Origin of the sequence: Streptomyces spinosisporus (assembly GCF_022698145.1) — a bacterium.
GTDB lineage: Bacteria > Actinomycetota > Actinomycetes > Streptomycetales > Streptomycetaceae > Streptomyces > Streptomyces spinosisporus.
In genome coordinates, this window is the sequence record NZ_JALDAX010000001.1 from 1,169,719 (window position 1) to 1,191,125 (window position 21,407).

The 21,407-nt window shown below is 71.6% G+C and carries 24 protein-coding genes; 15 read left to right on the forward strand and 9 right to left on the reverse strand.

Features of this window, described 5'->3' with window-relative positions; all coding sequences use genetic code 11:
- Positions 1 to 87: 87 nt before the first annotated feature.
- On the reverse strand, positions 88 to 948 hold the full coding sequence (locus tag MQN93_RS05090; protein ID WP_242708469.1) for a thioesterase family protein: 861 nt from the start codon (positions 946 to 948) through the stop codon (positions 88 to 90).
- Positions 949 to 1,143: 195 nt separating this feature from the next.
- Between MQN93_RS05090 and phoU the strand changes: the two genes are divergently transcribed.
- Positions 1,144 to 1,812, forward strand: a complete 669-nt coding sequence (gene phoU, locus MQN93_RS05095) for a phosphate signaling complex protein PhoU (protein ID WP_242708470.1) — start codon at positions 1,144 to 1,146, stop codon at positions 1,810 to 1,812.
- Here phoU and MQN93_RS05100 read toward each other — a convergent pair.
- Entirely contained in the window at positions 1,758 to 3,347 is a 1,590-nt protein-coding gene (locus tag MQN93_RS05100) for an AAA-type ATPase lid domain-containing protein (protein WP_242708471.1), read from the reverse strand. The genes phoU and MQN93_RS05100 overlap by 55 nt on opposite strands.
- Before the next feature lie 169 nt (positions 3,348 to 3,516).
- On the opposite strand from MQN93_RS05100, the gene MQN93_RS05105 reads away from it, so the two are divergent.
- From MQN93_RS05105 to MQN93_RS05115, 3 genes are read left to right on the forward strand one after another with little or no spacing between them, the layout of a single operon-like run.
- A complete protein-coding gene (locus tag MQN93_RS05105) occupies positions 3,517 to 4,515 on the forward strand; it encodes an amidohydrolase family protein (protein ID WP_242708472.1) in 999 nt (332 codons plus the stop codon).
- 1 nt (position 4,516) lies between these two features.
- A complete protein-coding gene (locus tag MQN93_RS05110; protein WP_242708473.1) occupies positions 4,517 to 5,251 on the forward strand; it encodes an iron-sulfur cluster assembly protein in 735 nt (244 codons plus the stop codon).
- Positions 5,248 to 6,273 carry an NAD(P)-dependent alcohol dehydrogenase gene (locus MQN93_RS05115; protein WP_242708474.1) on the forward strand — a complete coding sequence of 342 codons (1,026 nt, stop codon included), beginning with the start codon at positions 5,248 to 5,250 and terminating at the stop codon, positions 6,271 to 6,273. Before MQN93_RS05110 ends, MQN93_RS05115 begins: the two co-directional genes overlap by 4 nt.
- A 42-nt stretch (positions 6,274 to 6,315) precedes the next feature.
- On the opposite strand, the gene MQN93_RS05120 is transcribed toward MQN93_RS05115, so the two are convergent.
- Positions 6,316 to 7,044 (reverse strand): TetR/AcrR family transcriptional regulator, encoded by a 729-nt coding sequence (locus tag MQN93_RS05120; protein ID WP_242708475.1) that lies wholly within the window; start codon positions 7,042 to 7,044, stop codon positions 6,316 to 6,318.
- Between the two features lie 94 nt (positions 7,045 to 7,138).
- On the opposite strand from MQN93_RS05120, the gene MQN93_RS05125 reads away from it, so the two are divergent.
- On the forward strand, positions 7,139 to 8,584 hold the full coding sequence (locus MQN93_RS05125; RefSeq protein WP_242708476.1) for a DHA2 family efflux MFS transporter permease subunit: 1,446 nt from the start codon (positions 7,139 to 7,141) through the stop codon (positions 8,582 to 8,584).
- A gap of 63 nt (positions 8,585 to 8,647) precedes the next feature.
- Positions 8,648 to 9,946: an MFS transporter gene (locus MQN93_RS05130; RefSeq protein ID WP_242708477.1), complete on the forward strand. Its 1,299-nt coding sequence runs from the start codon at positions 8,648 to 8,650 to the stop codon at positions 9,944 to 9,946.
- Here MQN93_RS05130 and MQN93_RS05135 read toward each other — a convergent pair.
- On the reverse strand, positions 9,885 to 10,481 hold the full coding sequence (locus tag MQN93_RS05135) for a short chain dehydrogenase (RefSeq protein ID WP_242708478.1): 597 nt from the start codon (positions 10,479 to 10,481) through the stop codon (positions 9,885 to 9,887). The genes MQN93_RS05130 and MQN93_RS05135 overlap by 62 nt on opposite strands.
- Positions 10,482 to 10,550: 69 nt before the next feature.
- Here MQN93_RS05135 and MQN93_RS05140 point away from each other — a divergent pair, with 69 nt between their 5' ends.
- Positions 10,551 to 11,426, forward strand: a complete 876-nt coding sequence (locus tag MQN93_RS05140) for a LysR family transcriptional regulator (protein ID WP_242708479.1) — start codon at positions 10,551 to 10,553, stop codon at positions 11,424 to 11,426.
- A 70-nt stretch (positions 11,427 to 11,496) separates the two neighbouring features.
- On the opposite strand, the gene MQN93_RS05145 is transcribed toward MQN93_RS05140, so the two are convergent.
- Both MQN93_RS05145 and MQN93_RS05150 read right to left on the reverse strand, forming a co-directional pair.
- Positions 11,497 to 12,429, reverse strand: a complete 933-nt coding sequence (locus MQN93_RS05145) for a M56 family metallopeptidase (RefSeq protein WP_016431270.1) — start codon at positions 12,427 to 12,429, stop codon at positions 11,497 to 11,499.
- A 51-nt stretch (positions 12,430 to 12,480) separates the two neighbouring features.
- Entirely contained in the window at positions 12,481 to 12,864 is a 384-nt protein-coding gene (locus MQN93_RS05150) for a BlaI/MecI/CopY family transcriptional regulator (protein ID WP_242708528.1), read from the reverse strand.
- A gap of 174 nt (positions 12,865 to 13,038) precedes the next feature.
- On the opposite strand from MQN93_RS05150, the gene MQN93_RS05155 reads away from it, so the two are divergent.
- The 5 genes from MQN93_RS05155 (at position 13,039) to MQN93_RS05175 (ending at position 16,098) form a co-directional block, all read left to right on the forward strand.
- Positions 13,039 to 13,614, forward strand: a complete 576-nt coding sequence (locus MQN93_RS05155; RefSeq protein ID WP_016431268.1) for a TerD family protein — start codon at positions 13,039 to 13,041, stop codon at positions 13,612 to 13,614.
- Between the two features lie 35 nt (positions 13,615 to 13,649).
- Positions 13,650 to 14,237 (forward strand): hypothetical protein, encoded by a 588-nt coding sequence (locus tag MQN93_RS05160; protein ID WP_242708480.1) that lies wholly within the window; start codon positions 13,650 to 13,652, stop codon positions 14,235 to 14,237.
- A gap of 64 nt (positions 14,238 to 14,301) precedes the next feature.
- The gene (locus MQN93_RS05165) at positions 14,302 to 14,994 is read left to right on the forward strand and encodes a M24 family metallopeptidase (protein ID WP_016431266.1); all 693 of its coding nucleotides are present in this window, start codon (positions 14,302 to 14,304) and stop codon (positions 14,992 to 14,994) included.
- Between the two features lie 16 nt (positions 14,995 to 15,010).
- A complete protein-coding gene (locus MQN93_RS05170; protein ID WP_016431265.1) occupies positions 15,011 to 15,502 on the forward strand; it encodes an anthrone oxygenase family protein in 492 nt (163 codons plus the stop codon).
- Positions 15,503 to 15,591: 89 nt separating this feature from the next.
- Positions 15,592 to 16,098, forward strand: coding sequence for a cupin domain-containing protein (locus MQN93_RS05175; RefSeq protein ID WP_242708481.1), 507 nt, complete (start codon positions 15,592 to 15,594; stop codon positions 16,096 to 16,098).
- Positions 16,099 to 16,311: 213 nt separating this feature from the next.
- On the opposite strand, the gene MQN93_RS05180 is transcribed toward MQN93_RS05175, so the two are convergent.
- A complete protein-coding gene (locus MQN93_RS05180; protein ID WP_016431263.1) occupies positions 16,312 to 17,508 on the reverse strand; it encodes an SPFH domain-containing protein in 1,197 nt (398 codons plus the stop codon).
- Positions 17,509 to 17,521: 13 nt separating this feature from the next.
- On the reverse strand, positions 17,522 to 17,773 hold the full coding sequence (locus MQN93_RS05185; RefSeq protein ID WP_242708482.1) for an NfeD C-terminal domain-containing protein: 252 nt from the start codon (positions 17,771 to 17,773) through the stop codon (positions 17,522 to 17,524).
- Between the two features lie 256 nt (positions 17,774 to 18,029).
- Here MQN93_RS05185 and MQN93_RS05190 point away from each other — a divergent pair, with 256 nt between their 5' ends.
- Both MQN93_RS05190 and MQN93_RS05195 read left to right on the forward strand, forming a co-directional pair.
- Complete coding sequence (locus MQN93_RS05190; protein WP_242708483.1) at positions 18,030 to 18,959, forward strand: SGNH/GDSL hydrolase family protein; 930 nt, start codon at positions 18,030 to 18,032, stop codon at positions 18,957 to 18,959.
- 134 nt (positions 18,960 to 19,093) lie between these two features.
- A complete protein-coding gene (locus MQN93_RS05195; RefSeq protein ID WP_242708484.1) occupies positions 19,094 to 20,239 on the forward strand; it encodes an acyltransferase family protein in 1,146 nt (381 codons plus the stop codon).
- Between the two features lie 47 nt (positions 20,240 to 20,286).
- Here the strand turns inward: MQN93_RS05195 and MQN93_RS05200 are convergent, their stop codons facing one another.
- A complete protein-coding gene (locus MQN93_RS05200; protein ID WP_037780813.1) occupies positions 20,287 to 20,754 on the reverse strand; it encodes a winged helix-turn-helix transcriptional regulator in 468 nt (155 codons plus the stop codon).
- 96 nt (positions 20,755 to 20,850) lie between these two features.
- On the opposite strand from MQN93_RS05200, the gene MQN93_RS05205 reads away from it, so the two are divergent.
- Positions 20,851 to 21,345, forward strand: coding sequence for a PaaI family thioesterase (locus MQN93_RS05205; protein ID WP_242708485.1), 495 nt, complete (start codon positions 20,851 to 20,853; stop codon positions 21,343 to 21,345).
- Positions 21,346 to 21,407 lie beyond the last annotated feature (62 nt).

The following is a 21,407-nucleotide window of genomic DNA, read 5'->3' on the forward strand; positions in this document are numbered from 1 at the left end:
ACGGCTCTGACCTGGGAAAACCTCATGCCCGCGGATGGAAATGGGCCCTGTTTCCAGTATGGCCACCGGCGGCGCGGAACGGGCCGGTCAGACCCCCGGCACCGGTTGCGGGCGGACGGTGAGGATCTGCTGGGCCTGGCCGACGGGGCCGTGGACGTCGTGCAGGACGGTGCTGGTCAGGCCCTGCCCGGTGGGGCCGAAGGTGACCGTGGTGTCCAGACCCGTCCAGGGGCCGCGCGGCCGGCGGTGCAGATGGACCGTGAGGTCGACGTTGGGGAACATCCACTCGGCGGGCGACTGGCGCACGGCGATGCCGTTCGCGGTGTCGACCAGGGCGAGATAGGACGCGAGCGGGCTGACCTCCTGGCCCGCGACCAGGTCCAGCGGGGTGCTCACCCACGCGGTCGTACGGCCCGGCCTGGGCGGTCCGACGGGGCGTACGTCCACGGAGGCGATGTAGCCGCCGGGCCAGTCCTCGGACATGCGCCAGGGGGCCAGCGACTCCGGCGGGGCGAGGCGGTCGTCGGGGCCGCCCGCGACCGCGGCGGTGTCGACGGCGGTGAGGTACCAGGCCCGGGCCCGGACGACGGGACGGCCGGCGATCCGTACGACCGCCTCGACGAGCTCGATGGTGCGGCCGGGGCGGATGGTCTCCACCTCGATCTCGCACTCGTCGAGGGCGAGCCGGCCGAGGATGTCGTAGCTGATCCGGGAGAGCAGCAGCCCGCTGTCCGAACCGTCCGGACCATCCGGGCCGTCAGGGCCGTCCGGGCCCGCGGCCCGATGGCGGTCCAGGGCGTGGACGATCAGTCCGCCCAGCGGGCTGAAGTGCTGATCGTTCGGGTCCCAGGCGCCGCTCGCGTGGTGCGTCGGCTTGTAGCGGTGCTCGTCTATGGCCTCGAAGTAGCTGCCCTCCAGGGAGGGCGAGGGCGAGGTCGTCAGGGACACGGGCCGTTTCTCCTTGCGGGCACGCGCGCGCGGGGGCGCGAGTGCCGTTGTCATGTCAGCTGCTCGGCACGTTACCGGGCGGGCCGCGTCGTGCGCCCGTGAGAAAGTGCACAGTGCACCGATTTTGCAGGCGGCATGATGTGTGCGAGCCCGGCACGGGCGGAGTCGAGACCATCATGAAGCGGGGAGGGCGCCATGCGGGCGGCCTATCACGAGGAGCTGGAGTCGATCGGTGACAGCCTGGTGGACATGGCGAACCTGGTCACGTCGGCCATGGGCCGGGCCACCAGCGCTTTGCTGGACGCCGATCTGCAGCTCGCAGAGTCGGTGATCGCGGGCGGTGACACGGTCGACGATCTGCAGCGCGACATGGAGAACCGGGCGGTCGCGGTGCTGGCGCGGCAGCAGCCGGTCGCCAGGGACCTGCGGCTGGTCGTCACGTCGCTGCGCATGAGCGCGGATCTGGAGCGCTGCGGGGTTCTCGCCCAGCACGTGGCCAAGGTGGCCCGGCGCAGGTTTCCCGACCAGGCCGTGCCGCGGGACCTTCGCCGCACGATCCTGGAGATGGGGCAGCTCGCTCAGCGGCTGATGGCGCAGGCCGCGGAAGTGATCGTCACCCGCGACGTCGAGTCCGCCCTCCAGCTGGAGAAGGACGACGACCGGATGGACGAGCTGCACCGCATGATCTTCCATCACCTCCTGGACGAGAAGTGGCACCACGGCGTGGAGACGGCCGTGGACGTCACCCTCGTCGGCCGCTACTACGAGCGGTTCGCCGACCACGCGGTGTCCGTGGCCAAGCGCGTCGTCTATCTGGTCACCGGGGAACACGCCGACGGCCTGCCCGCGGACGGCTGCGCCTGACCCCTACCGGACCGTGCGTGGTGCGAGCCCCGCCCCGGCACCTGTATCCCGTAGTGGGCGATCTTGCGGTAGATCGTTGCGCGGCTCATGCCGAGGCGTTCCGCGGCTTGTGCGACGGTGGTGCCGGGTTCGGTCAACGACCGTACGATCTCGTCCCGTTCGAGCTGCTCGATACGGCTCAGCCGGCGGGCGGTGTCGGTGAAGAACTCGGCGGGCAGGTGCTGTATGTCGACGGTGTCGGTGCGGGAGGCGGCCTCCTGGACGACGCGGCGCAGTTGGCGTGCGTTCTCCGGCCAGGCGTGGGCGCAGAGCGCGCGGGCGGCAGCGGGGGTGAAGGTGACGGTGCGTCCGCGGTGCCGCAGTGCGAAGAGGTCGGCGAGCGGGAGGACGTCCTCGGGGCGCAGCCGCAGCGGCGGCACCTCCACCACGGAGTCCACGAGCGGCCGTAGCACCGCCGGGATCGCTTCGTAGCGCTCGGCGGTGACGACGAACGGCTGTGGCGGCCGGTCGGCACCGGGGGTGACCGGGCGGCGGGCGGACGCGAGGACCTCGGCGAGCCGGTCGGCGGCCCACGCGGGCAGCGCGTCCGTCGCCTCCAGGACCACACAGGTGTCGTTTTTGACGAGCTCGGGCGCCCACAGGCTCAGCCACGGCTCGATGTCGGCGTCGTTCGGGGGAGTCGCGCCGAGCAGCCGCTCCCTGGGCCGCACGGCCCGGCGCGCACGGCAGGCCAGGGCGGTCTTCCCCGCGCCGGGTTCGCCCACGACTGCCAGCGCCTCGCCCCGGGCCATGGCCGCGCGGGCCCGCTCCAGGGCGCGGGTCCAGCCCGGCGACAGAGGCGGCTCCGGCCGCTCCCGGTCCGCGAGCCCCGCGACCTGCACCCGGAACACCTTGCCGCGGGGCGCCCGGTACACGGCCTTTCCGGGATGGCTTCCCCTCGCCAGCATCAGGGCGCTCGTATTGCCGGCGGCGGCCTGCGCGAGGGCCAGCAGCAGCGCCGACGACTCGTCCGACCACGTGGTCAGATTGACGCTGCCGGCCAGTTCGCCGCTGGCCGGGTCGAGCACCGGCACCGCAGCGCAGGTGAAGCCCCGCAGCTCCGCGCAGTAGTGCTCGTCGGCCCGCACGAGGGAGGGGGCGCGGTCGGCGAGGGCGAGCCCGAGACCGTTGGTGCCCGCGTTCTGCTCGGCGAAGTAGAAGCCGGGGGCCAGATGCACCCGGTCCAGGGCACGGTCGACCGCGGGATCGTCCGTCAGCCGGCACAGCACCAGACCGTCACTGCCCGTGATCATCATGCTGACCGGCTCGTTGGCCAGCGTCGACCGCAGCCCCTGCAACACCTCCCGGCCGCAGTCGTACAGCAGCGACTCCGTGTCGACGAACCCGGTGAAGACCGGCTCGACGTGATCGGGCGCCACGCCGTAGCGCCTGCTGCGCTGCCACGAGGCGCGCAGCCGCGGCGCCAGCGTGGCGATGCCGCTGCCGTCCTCGCTCCGGCGTCCTTCGGGCCGTGGCGGATTCGTCCCGTCGTCCATCGAAACCTCCACCTGCGCGTCGTTGCGCCTGTCCGGCCAGCGTAGGTCCGCGGCCCCGGCCCGGACAGCGCCCGGTGTCTCAAAGTGAGACACGCCGGGACTGCCCACGACCGTGCTCGCTGCCTAGCGTCGCTGACATCCCCGATGGCACGGAACATGGAGGCCGCACATGTACGCCAAGGACGGCGAGACCTATTTCGTCGTGGACGCACACATCGCGCTCTGGGACGCCCGGCCCGAGAACCAGCTCAACATCCACGGCAAGCAGTTCATCGACTGCTTCTACGACTACCACCGCAACCTCAGCCCCGAGTCCGAGGTGTGGCCGTACGAGGAGTACCTCTACTACGGCAGCGAGCGGCTGATGAAGGACCTGTTCGCCGAGGGACACGTCGATCACGCCATCTTCCAGCCCGCCCTGCTCAGCGCCTTCTACCGCACCGGCTTCGGGCAGACCGAGGAGGCGTTCGCGCTCGCCGAGCAGCACCCCGACAAGCTCACGTACAACCACTGCTGGGACCCGCGCCACGAGCAGGCCGGTCTCGACCAACTGCGGCGCGACGCCGAGCGGTTCCACCTCAAGGGTGTCAAGCTCTACACCGCCGAGTGGCAAGGCGACTCGCGCGGCTACAAGCTCGACGACCCTTGGTCGTACCGCTATCTGGAGACGGCCCAGGAACTCGGCATCAAGAACATCCACATCCACAAGGGCCCCACCATCCGCCCCCTGGACCGCGACGCCTTCGACGTGGCGGACGTCGACAAGGTCGCCACCGACTTCACGGACCTTAATTTCGTGGTGGAGCACTGCGGACTGCCACGCCTCGAGGACTTCTGCTGGATCGCCACCCAGGAGCCCAATGTGCACGCGGGCCTGGCCGTCGCGATGCCGTTCATCCACACCCGCCCGCGCTACTTCGCCCAGATCATCGCCGAGTTGCTCTACTGGGTGGGCGAGGACCGCATCCAGTTCTCCAGCGACTACGCGCTGTGGACGCCGCGTTGGCTCGTGGAGAGGTTCGTCGACTTCCAGATCCCCGAGGACATGGACGACTACGCACCGCTCACCGTGGCCCAGAAGAAGAAGATCCTCGGCCTGAACGCCGCCGCCATGTACGACATCCCGGTGCCCGCCGAGTGCGCGGTCACCGAGCCCGCGGCGGTGTGAGATGCAATCCGACGACCTGCGACGCCGGGCGCACCACGCACTCGACGCCGTCCTCGACCCCGAACTCGACGAGCCCATCACCGACTTGGGGTTCGTCCACAGCCTGGACGCGGACGACACGGGACGCATCACCGTGCACCTGCGGCTCCCGACCTCCTTCTGTTCCCCCAACTTCGCCTATCTGATGGCCTCCGACGCCAAGGACGTCCTGTCCGCCCTGCCCGGCGCCGCAGCCGTCACGGTCGTCCTGGACGACCACCACGACTCGGACGTCATCAACCGCGGCCTGGCGGCGGACGCCGGCTTCCGCGGAACCTTCGGACCGGAGGCGGAGCAGGACCTGGAGGAACTGCGCGCCGTCTTCCGCCGCAAGGCACACGCCGCCGCCATGGAACGGGCCCTGACCCGGCTGCTCCGCACCCGCCCCGGCCTCACCGACGAGGGCCTGTACGACGTCGTCCTCGGCGATCTGCCCGACGACGACACGACCCGGGCCCTGCTGCGCCGCCGCGCCGCACTCGGCCTCGACCCCCGGCCGACGGCGCCCGTGCTCGTCGACGACCACGGCGAACGCCCCCGCCCCGAGGACGTCCCGCTGCGCCTGCGCTTCGCCCGCGCGACCCGCATCTCCATCGAAGGAAACGCCCACTTCTGCCGTGGACTGCTGCGCACGCGGTACCCGGACGAGGCCACCGACCACCAGTCCCTCGCACCCCACAGGGAGGCCGTCTCGTGAAAGCAGTGCAGGTCATCGGCTACCACCAGAACCTGCGGATGACGGACGTCCCCGAGCCCGAGGTGTCGGGTCCGTTCGACGTCGTCGTCAAAATCGGCGGGGCCGGGGTGTGCCGTACGGACATCCACATCCTCGAAGGGCAGTGGGCCGAGAAGAGCGGCGTCACCCTGCCGTACACCATCGGCCACGAGAACGCCGGCTGGGTGCATGCGGTCGGCAGCGCCGTCACCAATGTCGCCGTGGGCGACAAGGTCATCGTGCACCCGCTGATCACCTGCGGGCTGTGCCCCGCCTGCCGGGCCGGCGACGACGTCCACTGCGAGCAGAGCAGCTTCCCCGGCATCGACACCGCCGGGGGCTACGCCGAGTACCTCAGGACGTCCGCGCGGAGCGTGGTGCGCATCGACGACTCGCTCGAACCTGCGGACGTGGCCGCCCTCGCCGACGCCGGCCTGACCGCCTACCACGCGGCGGCCAAGGCGGCCCGCAGGCTGCGGCCGGGGCATCGCTGCGTGGTGATCGGCGCGGGCGGGCTCGGCCACATCGGCGTCCAGGTGCTGCGCGCCCTGACGGCGGCCGAGATCGTCGTCGTCGACCGCAACCCGGACGCGGTCAAGCTGGCCGGCGAGATCGGCGCCCATCACGGGATCGTCGCCGACGGCAGCCATGTGGAGGCGGTCCTCGAACTGACCGGCGGCAACGGTGCCGAGACCGTCGTGGACTTCGTCGGCGAGGGCGGCGCCACCCGGGACGGCGTACGGATGCTGCGCCGGGCCGGCGACTACCACGTGGTCGGCTACGGCGAGAACATCGACGTGCCCACCATCGACATCATCTCCACGGAGATCAACTTCATCGGCAACCTGGTCGGTTCGTACAACGATCTCAGCGAGCTCATGGTCCTCGCCGCACAGGGCCATGTCCGGCTGCACACCGAGAAGTACGCGCTCGACGACTTCCAGTCCGCCCTGGACGACCTCGGCGCGGGCCGGGTCAGGGGACGCGCGATCCTGGTGCCCTGACGACCGGTCGTACACGGTCGACGGGCTCGGTCGAGCCGGTGCTCAGCCGAGCCCGTCGAGCATCAGCCCGAGGGTGAAGTCGAAGCGGTCGTGGAGGGTCCCGGCGGTGAGCTCGGCGGCGTAGCGCTTGCTGTTCGGGAAGGTGTCGGGCAGTGCCGCGAACCGGCGCAGCAGTTCGTCGCGCCCGACGACCCACTCCTCGTCACTGCGCGCGAGCCGCCTGTTCGCCAGCGACACCTCGAGGCTGTAGGCGCCGACGTAGAGCATGAGTGAGTCGATGGCCCAGGCGGCGGTCTGCGGGGCGATGCCCCCGGCGAGCAGGATGGCGAGCATTCCCTCGCCGACGCGCAGTGTGTCCAGATTGGACGGGGCGGAGGCGAAGGCGGCCCGGGAGATGCCGGGGTAGCGCAGGTACTGGTCGCGCAGCTGGGTGCAGACTCCGGTGATCTGCTGCCGCCAGCGGTCGGGGTCCGGTTCCGGCAGCTCGATCTCGGCGCACAGCCGGCCGATGAGCAGCTCGTCCAGGTCCTCCTTGTTGACCACGTGGGCGTAGAGCGAGGAGGGTCCCGTCTCCAGGGCGGCGGCCACCCGCCGCATCGTCAGGGCCTCGTAGCCCTCCGCCTCCACGATGCCGAACGCGGAGGCGATGATCGCGTCGACCGTGATCGGCTTCTTGCGCCCGCCGGACGGTCCGCGCCGGGCGGCGGGCGCGTCCGGGCCGGTGCCGAGCTGGTGCCGCGCTGCGCGCCGTTCCTGCGGAGTCGGTGACATGCGGGCAGTCTAGCGGATCTACGAACAGTGTTCTACGTCACTAGGAACACTGTTCGCCTTGCTCTGAACAATGTTCGTCTGTAGAACGGTGTTCGTGTCCATTGACCAGCGCACCTCTCAAGCGCCCATCCCCAGCAGCCTGCCGCTGCGCACCGCATGGCTCGTCCTGGTAGTCGTGGTCCTCGCCGACCTGATGGATCTCATCGACTCCAGCATCGCCAACCTCGCGGGCCCCTCCATCCGCTCCGACCTCGGCGGCGGCCAGGTCACCGTCCAGTGGGTGCTCAGCGCCTACACCGCGGCCTTCGCCCTCGGGCTCGTCACCTCCGGACGGCTCGGGGACCTGCTCGGCCGCCGGCGCCTCTTCCTGCTCGGCATGACCGGCTTCACCCTGGCCTCACTGGCCTGCGGACTCGCCCCCGACGTGGTCTTCCTGATCGTCGCCCGCACCCTGCAGGGCCTGTTCGGGTCGGTCATGATCCCGCAGGGCCTGGCCCTGGTGAAGGTCGTCTTCCCGCCCCAGCATCTGCGCAAGGCCCTGGCCCCGGTCGGCCCGCTGATGGGTCTGACCATGGTGGCCGGGCCCATCCTGGCCGGCTGGCTGCTCCACCTCGATCTCTACGGCAGCCAGTGGCGCCCCATCTTCCTGATCAACGTGCCGTTCGGCGTCGCCGCGCTCCTGCTCGGCCGGCGCGTCCTGCCCCGGCACGGGGGAGAGGACCGCACCGCCCGCCTCGACCTCACCGGCGTCGCCCTGCTCACCGCGGCCTCGGCCCTGCTCATCGTCCCGCTCATCCAGGGCCGCGAACTCGGCTGGCCCGCCTGGACCTACGTCATGATGGCCGCCGCGGTCGCGCTGCTCGCCCTGTTCGTCGTCTCCCAGCGGCACAGCAGCCACCCGGTCATCACGCCGTCGCTGTTCCGCAAGCGCAGCTTCGTCGTCGGCCTGGTGATCGTCGCCGGGTTCTACGCCTCCCTGAGCGGCTTCGTCCTCGTCATCAACCTGCTGCTGCAGCAGGGCATGCACTGGACGCCGCTGCGCACCGGCCTCACCCTGATCCCCTGGGCCCTCGGCACCGCGGTCGCCGTCCTGCTCGCCGGCGCCGTACTCGCCGAGAAGCTGGGCCGCGCCACCCTCCACCTGGGTCTGTCCCTCGCCGTCGCCGGCCTGCTGGCCGACTGGTGGACCGTCGCCCACTGGAGCGCCGACCTCACCGTCTGGAAGCTGACTCCCGCGCTGCTGCTCACCGGATTCGGCTCCGGCCTGGTGTTCGTCCCGCTCGTCGACTTCATCATCGGCGACGCCACCCCCGAGGAGGTCGGCACCGGGGCGGGCCTGCTCAACGCCGTCCAGCAGTTCGCCGGCGCCATCGGCGTCGCCGCCCTCGGCACGGTCTTCCTCGCCCGCGTCGGACACCCCTCCGTCCACTCCTACTTCGCCGCCGCGGAACTGGTCTTCGCCATCACCGCGGGCCTCAACCTCCTGACACTCCTGCTGGTGGGCCTCCTGCCCCGGCACGCCCAGCAGGCGCACGGCTGAGCCCACGCTCGAGACGACCCCCCCCAATGGCCACACCCTCGGCCGATGATCTAGCGTCGAACCATGCATCCGCCCCGCGGCGAGCCGGCCGAAGACACCGTGCCCGGTCTGTCCGCCGGGCCGGTCGCACTGGCCTGGCTGACGCAGTTCCTGGTGGGGACCGATCTCTTCGTGGTGGCGCCGCTGCTCCCGCGCATCGCCGCGTCGTTCGACGTCTCCGCGGCCGGCACCGGCCTGTTGGTCACGGTCTTCTCGGTCGCGTACGTGGTGGCCTCACCCTTCGCGGGCTGGCTCTCCGACCGGTGGGACCGCGCCACGGTCCTGGTGGTGGCCCTGGTCCTGTTCTCCGCCGCCAACATCGGCACCGCCCTGGCGCCAAGTTTCGGCGTGCTCCTGGTGGCCCGCGTGGTGGCCGGTGTCGCGGCCGCCGCGACAGGGCCCACGGTGTACGCCCTGGTCAGCACCCGCGCACGGCCACAGGTCCGGGCGCAGGTGCTGGCCGTGGTGGGTTCGGGCCTGCTGACGGCCCTGTGGGTGGGCGCACCGGCCGGGTCGCTGCTGGGACGGTACGTCGGCTGGCAGGCCGCCTTCGTCATCCTGGCCGCGGGCACGTTGCTGCTGGCCCTCCCGCACGCGTTCGTCTGGCGTGCGCGCCCGGTCCCGGCGGACACGGCCCCGGCGGCCCCGCCGGACGCGGCCCCGGCGGCCCCGGCGGACACGGCCCCGCCGGACGCGGTCCCGCCGACCGTGGCGCATCAGGCCGACCGGCCCGCCACGCGCCTCGCGATATCGGCCGTAGCGGTCACGACCCTGTGGGCCTTCTCCGTCTACACCCTCTACACCTTCCTGGCCGTCGCGCTGCACACCGACGGCCGGTCGACCGACGTCACCTGGCTGCTGGCCGTCTACGGCGTCGGCGCCGTCGTCGGCGGTCAGGTGGGCGGACGTATCGCCGACCGCGCCGACGCCGTACGGGTCACCGGGTCGGCACTGGCACTGACCGCGCTGCTGGAGGTCGGCGTCGCCCTGGCCTTCCCCGTCACCTGGGCGCTGGCCTGCACACTGGCCCTGTTCGCGCTCGCTGCCTACGCCTTCTTCCCCGCCCAGCAGCGGCACTTGGTGGACCTGTTCCCCGGCCGCGCGACCGCCGTGCTGTCCTGGAACAACAGCGCCCTGTTCGTGGGCCTGTCCGTGGCGGGCGCCGTCGGCGGGCAGATCGTGCATGCCCTCAACTACCCGGCCCTGCTGTACATCGGCGCCGCCGTGGCGGTACCGGCCTGTCTGCTCGCCCGGGGCGGGCCTACAACGCGTACACCTGCCCGGTTTGGCCGCCCTCCACAGAGCGGACGTAGGCCTGGGTGACCTCGTCGAGGCCGACCGAGCCCATGCCGGGGAAGTAGGAGCCGTAGTCGGCGAGGCTCTCGGTGAAGACGTTGGGGCTGACCGCGTTGATGCGCCGCGGGGCGATCTCGATCGCGGCGGCGCGGACGAACGCCTCCAGCGCGCCGTTGGCCATGGAGGCGGCGCTGCCGGTGGGGATGGGCTCGCGCGCCAGGATGCCGGTGACGAGCGTGAACGAGCCGCGTTCGGCGATGTGCGCGAGCCCCTGGCGGACCAGTTCGATCTGGGCCAGCACCTTGCCGGTGAACGCGGCCCTGTAGTCCTCGGGCGTCATCTCTGGGAGGGGCTTGTAGGGCACGTCACCGGCGGCGCTCACGACCGCGTCCACCCGGCCGACCCGGCGGTACAGTTCGGCGGTCTGCGCCGGGTCGCTGATGTCGCAGCGCAGGTCGCCGGCGCTGCGGCCGACGGCGATCACGTCGTGGCCGCGGGCGGACAGTTCCTTGTGCACGGCCGTGCCGAGCGTGCCGGTGGCCCCGATCAGAAGAGTCTTCATGCCTGCGACGCTAGAACCGGCAGGGCAGGGACGGAAATGCCGATCGCCGGGCATTTATGCTTGACGGTCATGAATGTGGAGCTGCGGCATCTGCGGGCCCTCGTCGCGATCGACGAGGAGCGCACCATCACCGACGCCGCGATCGCCCTGCACCTCAGCCAGCCCGCGCTCTCGCGCACCCTGGAGCAGCTGGAGAGCCGCCTCGGCGTCCGCCTGGTGGAGCGCACCACCCGGCGTCTCGCGCTGACCGGCGCCGGGCAGCGTCTGTCGGAGCACGCCCGGCGCATCCTCGGCCAGCTCGACGACGCCCTGTCCGAGGCGTCCGGCCGCAGCGGCCCGCGACCGCTGCGCCTCGCCTTCGCCTGGGCCGCACTCGGCCGGCACACCGTCCCCCTGCTGCGCGACTGGCGGGAACGCCACCCCGGGACCCCGGTCGAGGTGCGCCGCCTGGACGACCCCGAAGCGGCTCTGCGTCGCGGCGAGGCGGACGTGGCCTTCCTGCGCACCCGGCCCGCCGACGGCTCAGGGCTGACGTACACCGCGCTGGCCCGGGAGCGGCGTGTGGCGGCGGTGCCCGAAGGCCACCGGCTCACCGAGCGCGACGCCGTCGCGTTGGCCGACCTGACCGGGGAGGTGGTCGCCCTGTGCACCACGGCCGCCACCACCGGCACCTACCTGTGGCCCGAGGGCCGAAGTCCCCGTACCGTGCGGGTTCCCGGCGTGGACGAGTGGCTCACCGTCATCGCCACCGGCGAGGCCGTCGGCGTCACCGCCGAAGGCACCAGCCACCACCACCTCCACCCGGGCGTCCGCTACCTCCCGCTGACGGACGCGGCCCCCGTCACCGTCCACCTCGCCCGACCGGCCGTGCCGACACACGCGGCCACGGAGGCCTTCGTGGGGCTGGCGCAGGAGCATCTACGACGGGCCGACACGGCACGGTGATGGGGTGCGAGGAGCGCCGGGGGCCGGCCCCAGACGCGGTACGGGTGCCACAGCGGCTGCGGTAGGGGTGTCACAGCGGCGTGGCCGCGTGCAGCACAAGCAGCAGCGTGTAGGCCGAGTTGGCGGAGAACATCGCCGACAGCACGGCCCCTGTCGCGGCCGTCCACAGGGCCAGCCCCACGGCGGTGGAGAGCGGCGGCCAGGTGCGCGCGGCGGGCGCCGGTGCGAGCAGGGCCGCGATCCGGCGCGGCAGCGGGCCGGGAGCGGCGAGCCCGGCCAGCGTCGGTGTCGGGGTGCCGCGCGAGACCAGGGCGGCCCTGCCGATCGCACGGGCCACCGTCCTGCGGCTGGCGACGGCCCGAGCCGCGTCCTCGTCCGCCCACCGCTCCGCCGCATAGACCACCGCGGTGCGCAGCGGCAGCAGGAACGGATTGGCGCGGGCGGCCAGTCGGACGAGCAGCAGATGCCGGTGGTGCCGGGCCGCGAGGTGGGCGCGCTCGTGCGCGAACAGGGCGCGGCGCTCCCGCGAGCCGAGGCAGTCGAGCATCCCCGTGGACACCACGACGCGGTCGCGCGGGCCGCCGGGCAGGGCATAGGCGTAGGGCCGGGGGTCCGGCAGAACCGCCACCCCGGTCGGCCGCAGACCGTCGAGCGCGCGGGTGGCCCGCCGCCGTACGACGCAGTGCCGCAGCACGGCGTGACCGCAGCTGACGACGACCGCGATCAGCGCGGGGATCGCCGCCCGGCCGGCGATCCCGTCCTGCGGCACGCTCTCGCGCACCTCGGGGTCGGACCAGGCGTCCGGCAGTGGATTGCCCGGCAGTTGAGCGGTACCGACCACCATCAGCAGCGCCAGGCACACCGTGCTGCACAGCGCCATGACGCACGAGACGCCGGTCAGCAGCACGGTCGCGGTGCGTGGGTGCAGGCGTTGTTCGGCAAGGCGTGCGATCGGCCAGGCGCTCAGGGGCAGCACCAGGGGCAGGAAGACGAAGATGCCCATCCGTGTCAGACCTCGATGCCCATCCGTGTCAGTCCTCGATGCCCATCCGTGTCAGTCCTCGTCGCCCGCCTGGTCGAGCAGTTCGCGCAGCAGCTGCTCCTCGCCCTCCGGCAGCCGCGTGATGAAGCTCGCCAGCACCGCTCTGCGGTCCTGCTCGCTGTCCAGCACCCGGTGCATCTTCCAGGCCGCGAGCGCCGCCTCGTCCGCGGCGGGCTTCCAGAGGAACGACCGGCCCTCGCGGCGGCGGGTGACGGCGCCCTTGGCGAGGAGCCGGGCCAGTACCGTCATCACGGTCGTGTACGCGAGATCGGCGGCCAGCCGGTCCTGGACCCAGCCCGCGGTCACCGGTCCCTCGGCCGTGTGCAGCGCGGCGAGCACCTGAGTCTCCAGAGCGCCCTGCGCCCGTCGCGGGCGACGCGGATCCGGCTCCACCACGCGGGGGTCTCCCTCCTGTTTCACCCTCGCCCCGTCCTTCGAGCCGAGGGAGCGCACATCGTACAGAGCCGTCCGTGACGGCCCGTTCCCGCCGTACAGACTCTTCTACAGTGTTGTAGATTCTAGCTTGGGTTCGCGGTGCGGACCCGAAACGACGCAACGGAGGGGCGAGTCATGGGTGTTTCCCTGTCCAAGGGCGGCAACGTCTCACTGAGCAAGGAGGCGCCGGGGCTGTCCGCCGTCCTGGTGGGCCTCGGGTGGGACGTGCGGACCACCACCGGCGCCGACTTCGACCTCGACGCCTCCGCGCTGCTGCTGGACGCCTCGGGCAAGGTCGTCTCCGACCAGCACTTCGTCTTCTACAACAACCTGAAGAGCCCGGACGGTTCGGTCGAGCACACCGGCGACAACCTCACCGGCGAGGGCGAGGGCGACGACGAGAGCATCAAGGTCGACCTGGCGGCCGTGCCCGCGAACGTCGACAAGATCGTCTTCCCGGTGTCGATCCACGACGCGGACGCGCGCGGCCAGAGTTTCGGCCAGGTGCGCAACGCCTTCATCCGCGTCGTCAACCAGGCCGGTGGCGCCGAACTCGCGCGCTACGACCTGTCGGAGGACGCCTCGTCCGAGACGGCGATGGTCTTCGGCGAGCTGTACCGCAACGGCGCAGAGTGGAAGTTCCGCGCGGTGGGCCAGGGTTACGCCTCCGGCCTGGCCGGCATCGCCTCCGACTTCGGGGTCAACGTCTGAGCGGAGCACGCACTTTGGGGGTCGGCGTGAGCGACGTGTCCAGTCCTTCCGCGCGGGACCGAGCGGACTTCGAGCGCGTGCTGCGCCGGGCGCTGGACACCCCGGACATCCGGTCCGCGCTGCACGCCGACCCCACGGGCCGGGCGGCGAAGCGGCTGCGGGAGTGGGCCCTGGAGGCGGCCGACGAGATCGGGGCCGCCGCCGACGAGGAGTACCGGGCGTACCGCGAGGCGCGCGACCGGCGGCCCCGGGGCCGGTTCCCCGTGGTCGACGGCACGGTGGCGCCGCTGCTCCTGGTGCTCACCCCCCTGGTCGCCACCCTGTCCGCGGCCGTACTGCTGCTCGTCGGGTATGCGCTGCGCCTCGCCTCCGTGGCCGCGGACTTCGCCACCTCGGCCGTGATCGCCGGCTGGGTCCTCGCGGGGATCGCCGCGGTGACCGCGCTCACCGGCCTCGGCGTACTGCTGCGGGCCGCACTGCGCGGTGGCGACGGGACACCGGAGGAGCGGCCCGGGACCACGCCGGACGTGCAGCGGGCGAGGGACCGTTGGCAGCAGGCACTGCTGGAGCGGGGCGTCCTGCCCTACCTGCGCCACCGTCTGCCGGAAGCGCTCGCCCCGTAGAGCGGCACGGCGCGGGCCGATACGCGGTTGCCGCTGAGTGATCGGCCGCTCTACGGTCGGTCCCATGGCGGATGACGAAGTCACACGTGCGGCACGGCTGCTGGACGCCCAGGACAAGGCCGCACGGCTGTTCGCGGAGATCGACAGGCGCGGGCTGGTCGCGCCGGGCGAGGGGGAGCGTGCGGTCAGCGACCGGGTGCGCGACCTGGCGAACGAGATGTTCGGCACGACCCGGCACTGGCACAAGCGGATCGTGCGCTCGGGGCCGAACACCCTCATGCCGTACCGCGAGAACCCGCCGGACCGCGTGATCGGCACGGACGACATCGTGTTCGCCGACTTCGGCCCGATCTTCGAGGAGTACGAGGCCGACTTCGGCCGTACCTTCGTCCTGGGCGGCGACCCGGTCAAGCGGCGGCTGCGCGACGACCTGCCGAAGGTCTTCGCCGCCGGGAAGCGGTACTTCGAGGACCACCCGGACATCACCGGGAAGCAGCTGTACGCCGAGGTGGAGCGGCTGGCGGCCGACCGCGGGTGGCAGCTCGGGGGCTGGCACGCCGGACACCTGGTCGGCGAGTTCCCGCACGAGACGATCGACGGCGCCGACATCGAGGCGTACATCGCCCCCGCCAACGACACCCCGCTGCGCCGCACGGACAAGGCGGGCCGCCGCTGCCACTGGATCCTGGAGATCCATCTCATCGACCGGGACCGGGAGTTCGGCGGCTTCCATGAGGAGCTGCTCACACTCGGCTGACGAGGTGGAGGCCACGATGACGAACCCCGTTCCGGTGAAAATCCTGCGGTACACCGCTCTGCTGGGCAGCGGCATGCTCGCCGGCGTCGCGCTCACCGTGCTCTTCCTGGAACTGGCCCTGCGGGACCTGAACGGCCCCGAGTACGTCCGGGTCCGGCAGGCCGAGTACGCCCCCTTCACCTGGTTCATCGGTGTCCTGTTGGTGCCGACGTTCGTCGCCGTGCTCCTCCTCACCCTCCGGGCGCGCAGCGAGCGCACCCCCGAACTGCCCCTGCTGGCCTGGGCGTTCGGGCTGATCCTGGTGGCCCTCGTGGTCTCGCTCGTGGTCAACGGACCCATCAACGTGGAGCAGACGGACTGGAGCGTCACGTCCCCGCCCGGTGACTGGGCGAGCGTCCGCGACCGCTGGCAGATCGCCCACGCCGTACGCACCGTCGCCCTGGTCCTCGCCTTCGGCTGCCTGAGCGCGGCGGCTCTCGACCGCCGGCCCAGGCCTCCGCGTGCGTGAGGGCACCGTGGGCGCGGGGGCATCACCGCAGGTGAACCATGACGGGCGCTGCTTGACACCCTTTTCCCGGCGGCCCTAGCGTCCACGCCATGAGTGAGCCGTCGACCACCCCCGGTGAAGGTTTCCACCCCCATCTCGGTGCTGCGGACGAAGCACCGGCAGCCCCCTTGCGCACGCGGCTTCACCACATCCGCGCCGACGCGCTCGACGGCGACACCGCCCAGAGCGGCGGCATGCGCAGATTCGCGGCGATCAGCGGGAAGACGGTCGGGTCGCAGAAGCTGTGGATGGGCCAGACCCATGTCGCCCCCTCCACAGCCTCCTCCGACCACCACCACGGCGAGTCCGAGACCGCCATCCATGTGGTCAGCGGCCACCCCGAGTTCGTCTTCGTGGACGACTCCGGCCCGCAGCCGGAAGAGGTACGGCTGCGCACCGCGCCCGGCGACTACGTCTTCGTCCCGCCGTTCGTGCCGCACCGCGAGGAGAACCCGGATCCCGACGAGGAAGCCGTCGTCGTCATCGCCCGCAGCACCCAGGAGGCGATCGTGGTCAACCTCCCGCATCTGTACGCGTACAAGCCCGAGGGCGTCTGACCATCAGCCCGCCCGTACGGGCGCCGAGCACAGTCATACATACGCTAAGATCGTTCACGAGCCGGTCACCGCAACCGCGGTTGCCTGGTACTGCGTTGGTGGTCCAAGGAAAGACGTCCCGCTTCCTGCGGGGAGATGCAGGTGCAAGGCCTGCCCGGCGCTCAAGAATGAGGCCCGTTCACGCGTACTGCGTGAACGGGCCTTATCTGTTGGCTAGTCCACGTCCACCGGGCCGTCGTCCGCCTTGCGGTCCTTGCCCGAGCGGAGCTGCAACAGCCCGTTGCCGGCAGTGCCGTTGCCCTCCTCGGGGCGGCGTTGGTCGGTCGCGTCCTGGCCGTTGAGGTTCGCCCGGACCGAGTCGAGGATCGTCAGGCCCTGCGAGACCAGTCCCGCGGCGATCTCGCCCAGGCCGTCCGCGCCGTTGAGGACGTTGACGTTGGCGCCGGACAGACCGCCCGCGGCCTCCTTCACGATCTGCGGCAGCTGGTCGATCAGCATGCGGTCGAGCGCGACCCGGTCGTAGGAGGCGGCCGCCTCGGCCTGGATCTTCATGCGCTGGGCCTCGGCGGCGGCGAGGACCCTGACCCGCTCGGCCTCCGCCTCGGCCGGTTTCACGACCTCGGCCACCAGCTGCTGCTGACGCAACTTCGCCTGCCGCTGGGCCAGTTCGGTCTGCGCCGCGAGCACCTCCTGCTGGGCGTGGGCCTGCGCGAGCGGTCCGGCCTGCGCCGCCTGCGCCTGCGCGCGGTCCACCTCGGCGGAGTACTCCGCCTTGACGATGGCCGTCTGCCGGGCGTACTCGGCCTGCTTGCGGTCCGCCTCCTGCTGCGCCTCCGCCGCCGTCTGCGTGGCCTGCGCCTGCGCGATCTGGGCCTGCCGCTGGATCGCCGCCCGGTGCGGCTGCGACATGGCGTCGATGTACCCGGCGTCGCCGTCGTCGATGGACTGGATCTGCAGCGAGTCCACGATCAGACCGATCTTCGCCATCTCGGTCTTGGAGGTGTCCAGCACCTCCGCGGCCAGCTTCTGCCGCTCGGTGACGATCTCCTCGACCGTCATCGAGCCGATGATGGCGCGCAGATGACCGGCGAAGATGCGCCCGGTCAGCACCGACATCTGGTCCTGGTCGGAGAGGAAGCGCTGGCCCGCGTTGATGATGCTCTCGGTGTCGTTGCCGACCTTGAAGGCGATGACCGCGCGCACGCTCAGCGCGATGCCCTGCCGGGTCACACAGGTCTCCGTGACCTCGGACTCGTTCATCGACAGGGTCAGGAAGCGGGTCTTGCGGAAGAACGGGAGCACGAACTTGCCGTGCCCCGTCACCACTCGGAACGGCGCGCCCCCCAGTCCCCGCCGGCCCCCCGAGATCAGCATCGCCTCGTCGGGAGCGGGAACGCGGTATCCGAACATGTTGTTGTACTCCTCAGTCTGCGCCGGCGGTGTCACCGCCGAGCGCGTCCAATGGATCCGCCCACTCGATGACGCCGACCTCCCGGCATCCGCGCGACTCGATCACGAGCACCGTCGCCCCCGTGGGCAGTGGTTCTTCGGACCAGGCGAGGAAGGTTTCGGAGCCGCCCCTGACCCGCACGAGAACTTCACCCGGGCCCGCGGATCCGCGCGTTCCGATGAGTACCTTGCCCGTGCAGCCGATCACGGCTTCGTCCTGCGGCATCACGCCCGCTCTTTCCTGTACAGGCCCATGATTCAGACGATAGACCCACCCGGGTCGGCGACCCAATGGGCATGACTTTGCTGTGTGCGCGGCTGGGACGGGCCGACGCCGAACGCGGCACACGGACCGCCTCCCGCATCTATCCCCGGACACATACCGAGCGGTATACAGACTCCGTCGCGTGTGACGCTCGCACCCCGGGTGCCGGTTCCACGCGACGTCCACGTCGTGAGGGGCGGATCCGGGGGAGGGTCGCATGGCGGACGACGGACGTGCGGACGACAGGGGCTCGGGAAGAGCAGCGAGACGCAGACGGAGCATCGCGGTGGGGGTGGCGCTCGGCAGCAGCGCCCTCGTGGCCCTGTCGACGTCGCCGGCCGCGGCGCACGGTGGGGGACACGGCCGCGGCACCACGTACGCGGCGCTGGGGGACTCGTACACCTCCGGCCCGCTGATCCCCACCCAGGTCGACGCCAACTGCGCGCGCAGCGACCACAATTACCCCTCGCTCGCGGCGGCGGCCCTGAAGGTCTCCGCGTTCAAGGACGTGAGCTGCGGCGGGGCGACGACCGAGAACATGTGGAAGGCGCAGGGCACCAACGGCCCCCAGCTGAACGCCGTGCACCGGGACACCGATCTGGTGACGGTGCAGATCGGCGGCAACGACATCGGCTTCGGCTCCATCATCAGCACCTGCGCCAAACTCGCTCCCGAGGACCTGGCCGGGGCCCCGTGCCGGCGCTACTACACCTCGTCCGGCACCGACCGGCTCGCGCTCAACATCCTGCGGACCGCGCCGAAGGTCGACGCCGTGCTGCGGGCCGTGCACGCCAGGGCGCCGCACGCCCGGGTGCTCGTCGTGGGCTACCCGGACCTGCTGCCCGACGACGGCAGCGGCTGCTACCCCTCGGTGCCGTTCGCGGCCGGCGACTTCCCCTATCTGCGCGACACCGGCAAGCGGCTGAACCTGATGCTGCGCCTGGTGGCGCAGTGGAACCGGGCGGAGTACGTCGACACCTACCGGCCCACCCGTGGCCATGACATGTGCAAGGCGCCCGGCGTCCGCTGGATCGAGCCGCTCCAGCCCGCCTCGCCCGCGGCCCCCGCGCACCCGAACGCCCAGGGCGAGGAAGCGATGGCGCGTGCGCTGCTCGAACGTCAGGACAAGGGGCACGGCCACCATTGAGCGTGTGTCACCCGAAGTTCATCGGCATTGGTGTGACGTCGGGGATGTAACGGAATGAAAGGTGCTGAACGGGCAACGTTCCCCTTCATGCCCCGTTTCATGCCCCGTACTCACAGCGCTCTGCAGGTGATTCGATGACGACGGCGACCAGGGCCACCGGGACGCCGTCCGCCATCGCGACCACAGCCCCCGCCCAGAGATCCACCCCCGCCCCGGCGCCGTCGCTGCCCTCGCTCACCGGGCTGCGGTGGATCGCGGCCCTGCTGGTCTTCGGGCTGCACGTGAACAACTTCCGCTATTTCGACGGCACCGGCGGCCGCATCGTGAGCTGGGCGTTCGGGGCGGGCGCCACGGGGGTGTCGTTCTTCTTCGTGCTGTCGGGGTTCGTGCTCACCTGGTCCGCGCGGCCCGGCGACCGGGCCCGTCCCTTCTGGCGGCGCCGCATCGCCCGTGTCGTGCCGGTGCATCTGGTGACCGCCGCGATCGCGCTGCTCATGGCGTACACCCTGGAACACCAGACGAAGCCGACGCTGCGTCAGGGGCTGGCCAACGTCCTGCTGGTGCACTCCTGGTGGCGCCCCTGGTGGCAGACCCTCGACCCGGTCAGCTGGTCACTGGCCTGCGAGGCCTTCTTCTACGCCGCCTTCCCGCTGCTGGCGCTCCTGGTGCGCCGTCTCGGCGCGCGGGGCGCGACGGCGCTGGCCGGACTGTCGGTCCTCGCGGTCCTCGTCGTCGCCTGGGTGGACGCGCAGCAGTGGGTGAGCCAGCCGCTGGACTCCCTCCCCGCCGCGCGCCTGCCCGAGTTCGTGCTCGGCGTCGCGATCGCGCGTCTGGTGGTGCTCGACCGTTGGCGGGGGCCCGGCCTGGAGGCCTCCCTCGCGCTGGCGATCATCGGGTACTTCCTCGTCCCGCAGGTCGCCACCGAGTACCAGGCCACCACCTGCACCGTCGTCGGCTTCGCCCTGCTCATCCCGGCGGCCGCCGTCGCGGACCTGCGCGGTCTGCCGTCGCTGTGGCGCGGGCGGCGGCTGGTCCGGCTCGGGGAGCTGTCGTTCGCCTTCTACATGGTCCATCTGCTGGTGCTGCGCGCCGGCACCAACGTCATCGGCCTCAAGCCCCGCTACGACCTGGCGGAGGGGCTGGCCGTCACCGCGGTCGCCTTCGCCGTCTCCCTCGGCCTGTCCTGGGTCCTGTACGAGACGGTGGAAGGGCCCGCGCGACGGCTGCTGCTGCGCAAGCGCCGGCCCACCGTGAGCGGCCGGGCGCGGCAGACGACGTAGAGCAGATGACGTAGAGCAGATGACGATGGGCTCGGCGGGGTCGGCGCTCAGTGCGCCGGGCGTGCCGCCGGGCCCGGCTGGACCGTGACCTCGGTCGGGTCGAGGGCGGTGTGCTCGTCGGGGCACTCGACGACGACCCGTACCGGGGAGCCGCAGTCGCGGTGGCGGATGTCCAGGACCGGGCCCTCGGGGTTGCCGACATGGGTCTCGCCCCACTGCCGCAGCGCCACCAGGACGGGCCACAGGTCGCGGCCCTTGGGGGTGAGGCGGTACTCGTGCCGGGTCCGGCTGCCGCGCTCCTGGTAGGGGACGGTGGTCAGGATCCCGGCCGCGCTCAGCTTGCGCAGCCGGTCGGCCAGGACCGCCTCGGAGAGCCCCACATGACGGCGGAAGTCGTCGAAGCGCCGCACTCCGTTGAAGGCGTCGCGCAGGAGCAGCAGCGTCCACTTCTCGCCGACCAGGTCGAGGGTGCGCTGGACCGTGCAGTTCTCGGTGCTCATCTCCAGCCACTTCATGAGGTCCATCGTAGGGCACCTGGCTTCGTCATTGACAGTCAGCTGCAGGGGCGGCTAGCTTCGAGAAGCGAAGCCAGAGGGAGGAAGCGCCGCCGCATGGAACGCTCTCGTACGTACGACTGGGACGACCCCGCGATCTCCGCGGCCGCCGTCGGACAGGGCTCCGGCCTGCACTTCCTGCGCGAACTCCTGGCCGGGCGGCTGCCCGCGCCGCCGATCGCCGCCACCCTGGGCATGGCCCTCGAAGAGGTCGAGCACGGGCACGCGGTGTTCTCGCTGGAGCCGGGCGAGGAGCACTACAACCCCATCGGCAGCGTCCACGGCGGTGTCTACGCGACCATGCTCGACTCGGCGGCCGGCTGCGCCGTCCAGTCCACGCTGCCGGAGGGCATGGCGTACACCTCGCTCGACCTGAACGTGAAGTTCCTGCGCCCCATCACCGCCGACACCGGCAAGGTCCGCGCCGTCGGCACCGTCCTCAGCAGCGGCCGCCGCACCGCCCTCGCCGAGGCCCGCCTCCTCGACCCCTCCGACCGCATCCTGGCCCACGCCACCAGCAGCTGCATGCTGTTCCCGGTACCGGGGGCCTGACGGCCCGTGGCGTCGCGCGGCTGGGTGAACCGGCCCCGCGATGAGGAACTCCCCCCTCCGCC

What these genes read in the sequence shown, in the direction of transcription:
- MQN93_RS05130 (WP_242708477.1), top strand. Translation starts at nt 8,648, where the DNA reads ATGCATCCGCCCCGCGGCGAGCCGGCCGAAGACACCGTGCCCGGTCTG.
- MQN93_RS05205 (WP_242708485.1), top strand. Translation starts at nt 20,851, where the DNA reads ATGGAACGCTCTCGTACGTACGACTGGGACGACCCCGCGATCTCCGCG.
- MQN93_RS05195 (WP_242708484.1), top strand. Translation starts at nt 19,094, where the DNA reads ATGACGACGGCGACCAGGGCCACCGGGACGCCGTCCGCCATCGCGACC.
- MQN93_RS05165 (WP_016431266.1), top strand. Translation starts at nt 14,302, where the DNA reads ATGGCGGATGACGAAGTCACACGTGCGGCACGGCTGCTGGACGCCCAG.
- MQN93_RS05180 (WP_016431263.1), bottom strand. Translation starts at nt 17,508, where the DNA reads ATGTTCGGATACCGCGTTCCCGCTCCCGACGAGGCGATGCTGATCTCG.
- MQN93_RS05135 (WP_242708478.1), bottom strand. Translation starts at nt 10,481, where the DNA reads ATGAAGACTCTTCTGATCGGGGCCACCGGCACGCTCGGCACGGCCGTG.
- MQN93_RS05105 (WP_242708472.1), top strand. Translation starts at nt 3,517, where the DNA reads ATGTACGCCAAGGACGGCGAGACCTATTTCGTCGTGGACGCACACATC.
- MQN93_RS05140 (WP_242708479.1), top strand. Translation starts at nt 10,551, where the DNA reads ATGAATGTGGAGCTGCGGCATCTGCGGGCCCTCGTCGCGATCGACGAG.
- MQN93_RS05170 (WP_016431265.1), top strand. Translation starts at nt 15,011, where the DNA reads ATGACGAACCCCGTTCCGGTGAAAATCCTGCGGTACACCGCTCTGCTG.
- phoU (WP_242708470.1), top strand. Translation starts at nt 1,144, where the DNA reads ATGCGGGCGGCCTATCACGAGGAGCTGGAGTCGATCGGTGACAGCCTG.
- MQN93_RS05100 (WP_242708471.1), bottom strand. Translation starts at nt 3,347, where the DNA reads ATGGACGACGGGACGAATCCGCCACGGCCCGAAGGACGCCGGAGCGAG.
- MQN93_RS05145 (WP_016431270.1), bottom strand. Translation starts at nt 12,429, where the DNA reads ATGGGCATCTTCGTCTTCCTGCCCCTGGTGCTGCCCCTGAGCGCCTGG.
- MQN93_RS05190 (WP_242708483.1), top strand. Translation starts at nt 18,030, where the DNA reads ATGGCGGACGACGGACGTGCGGACGACAGGGGCTCGGGAAGAGCAGCG.
- MQN93_RS05110 (WP_242708473.1), top strand. Translation starts at nt 4,517, where the DNA reads ATGCAATCCGACGACCTGCGACGCCGGGCGCACCACGCACTCGACGCC.
- MQN93_RS05155 (WP_016431268.1), top strand. Translation starts at nt 13,039, where the DNA reads ATGGGTGTTTCCCTGTCCAAGGGCGGCAACGTCTCACTGAGCAAGGAG.
- MQN93_RS05175 (WP_242708481.1), top strand. Translation starts at nt 15,592, where the DNA reads ATGAGTGAGCCGTCGACCACCCCCGGTGAAGGTTTCCACCCCCATCTC.
- MQN93_RS05185 (WP_242708482.1), bottom strand. Translation starts at nt 17,773, where the DNA reads ATGCCGCAGGACGAAGCCGTGATCGGCTGCACGGGCAAGGTACTCATC.
- MQN93_RS05200 (WP_037780813.1), bottom strand. Translation starts at nt 20,754, where the DNA reads ATGAAGTGGCTGGAGATGAGCACCGAGAACTGCACGGTCCAGCGCACC.
- MQN93_RS05120 (WP_242708475.1), bottom strand. Translation starts at nt 7,044, where the DNA reads ATGTCACCGACTCCGCAGGAACGGCGCGCAGCGCGGCACCAGCTCGGC.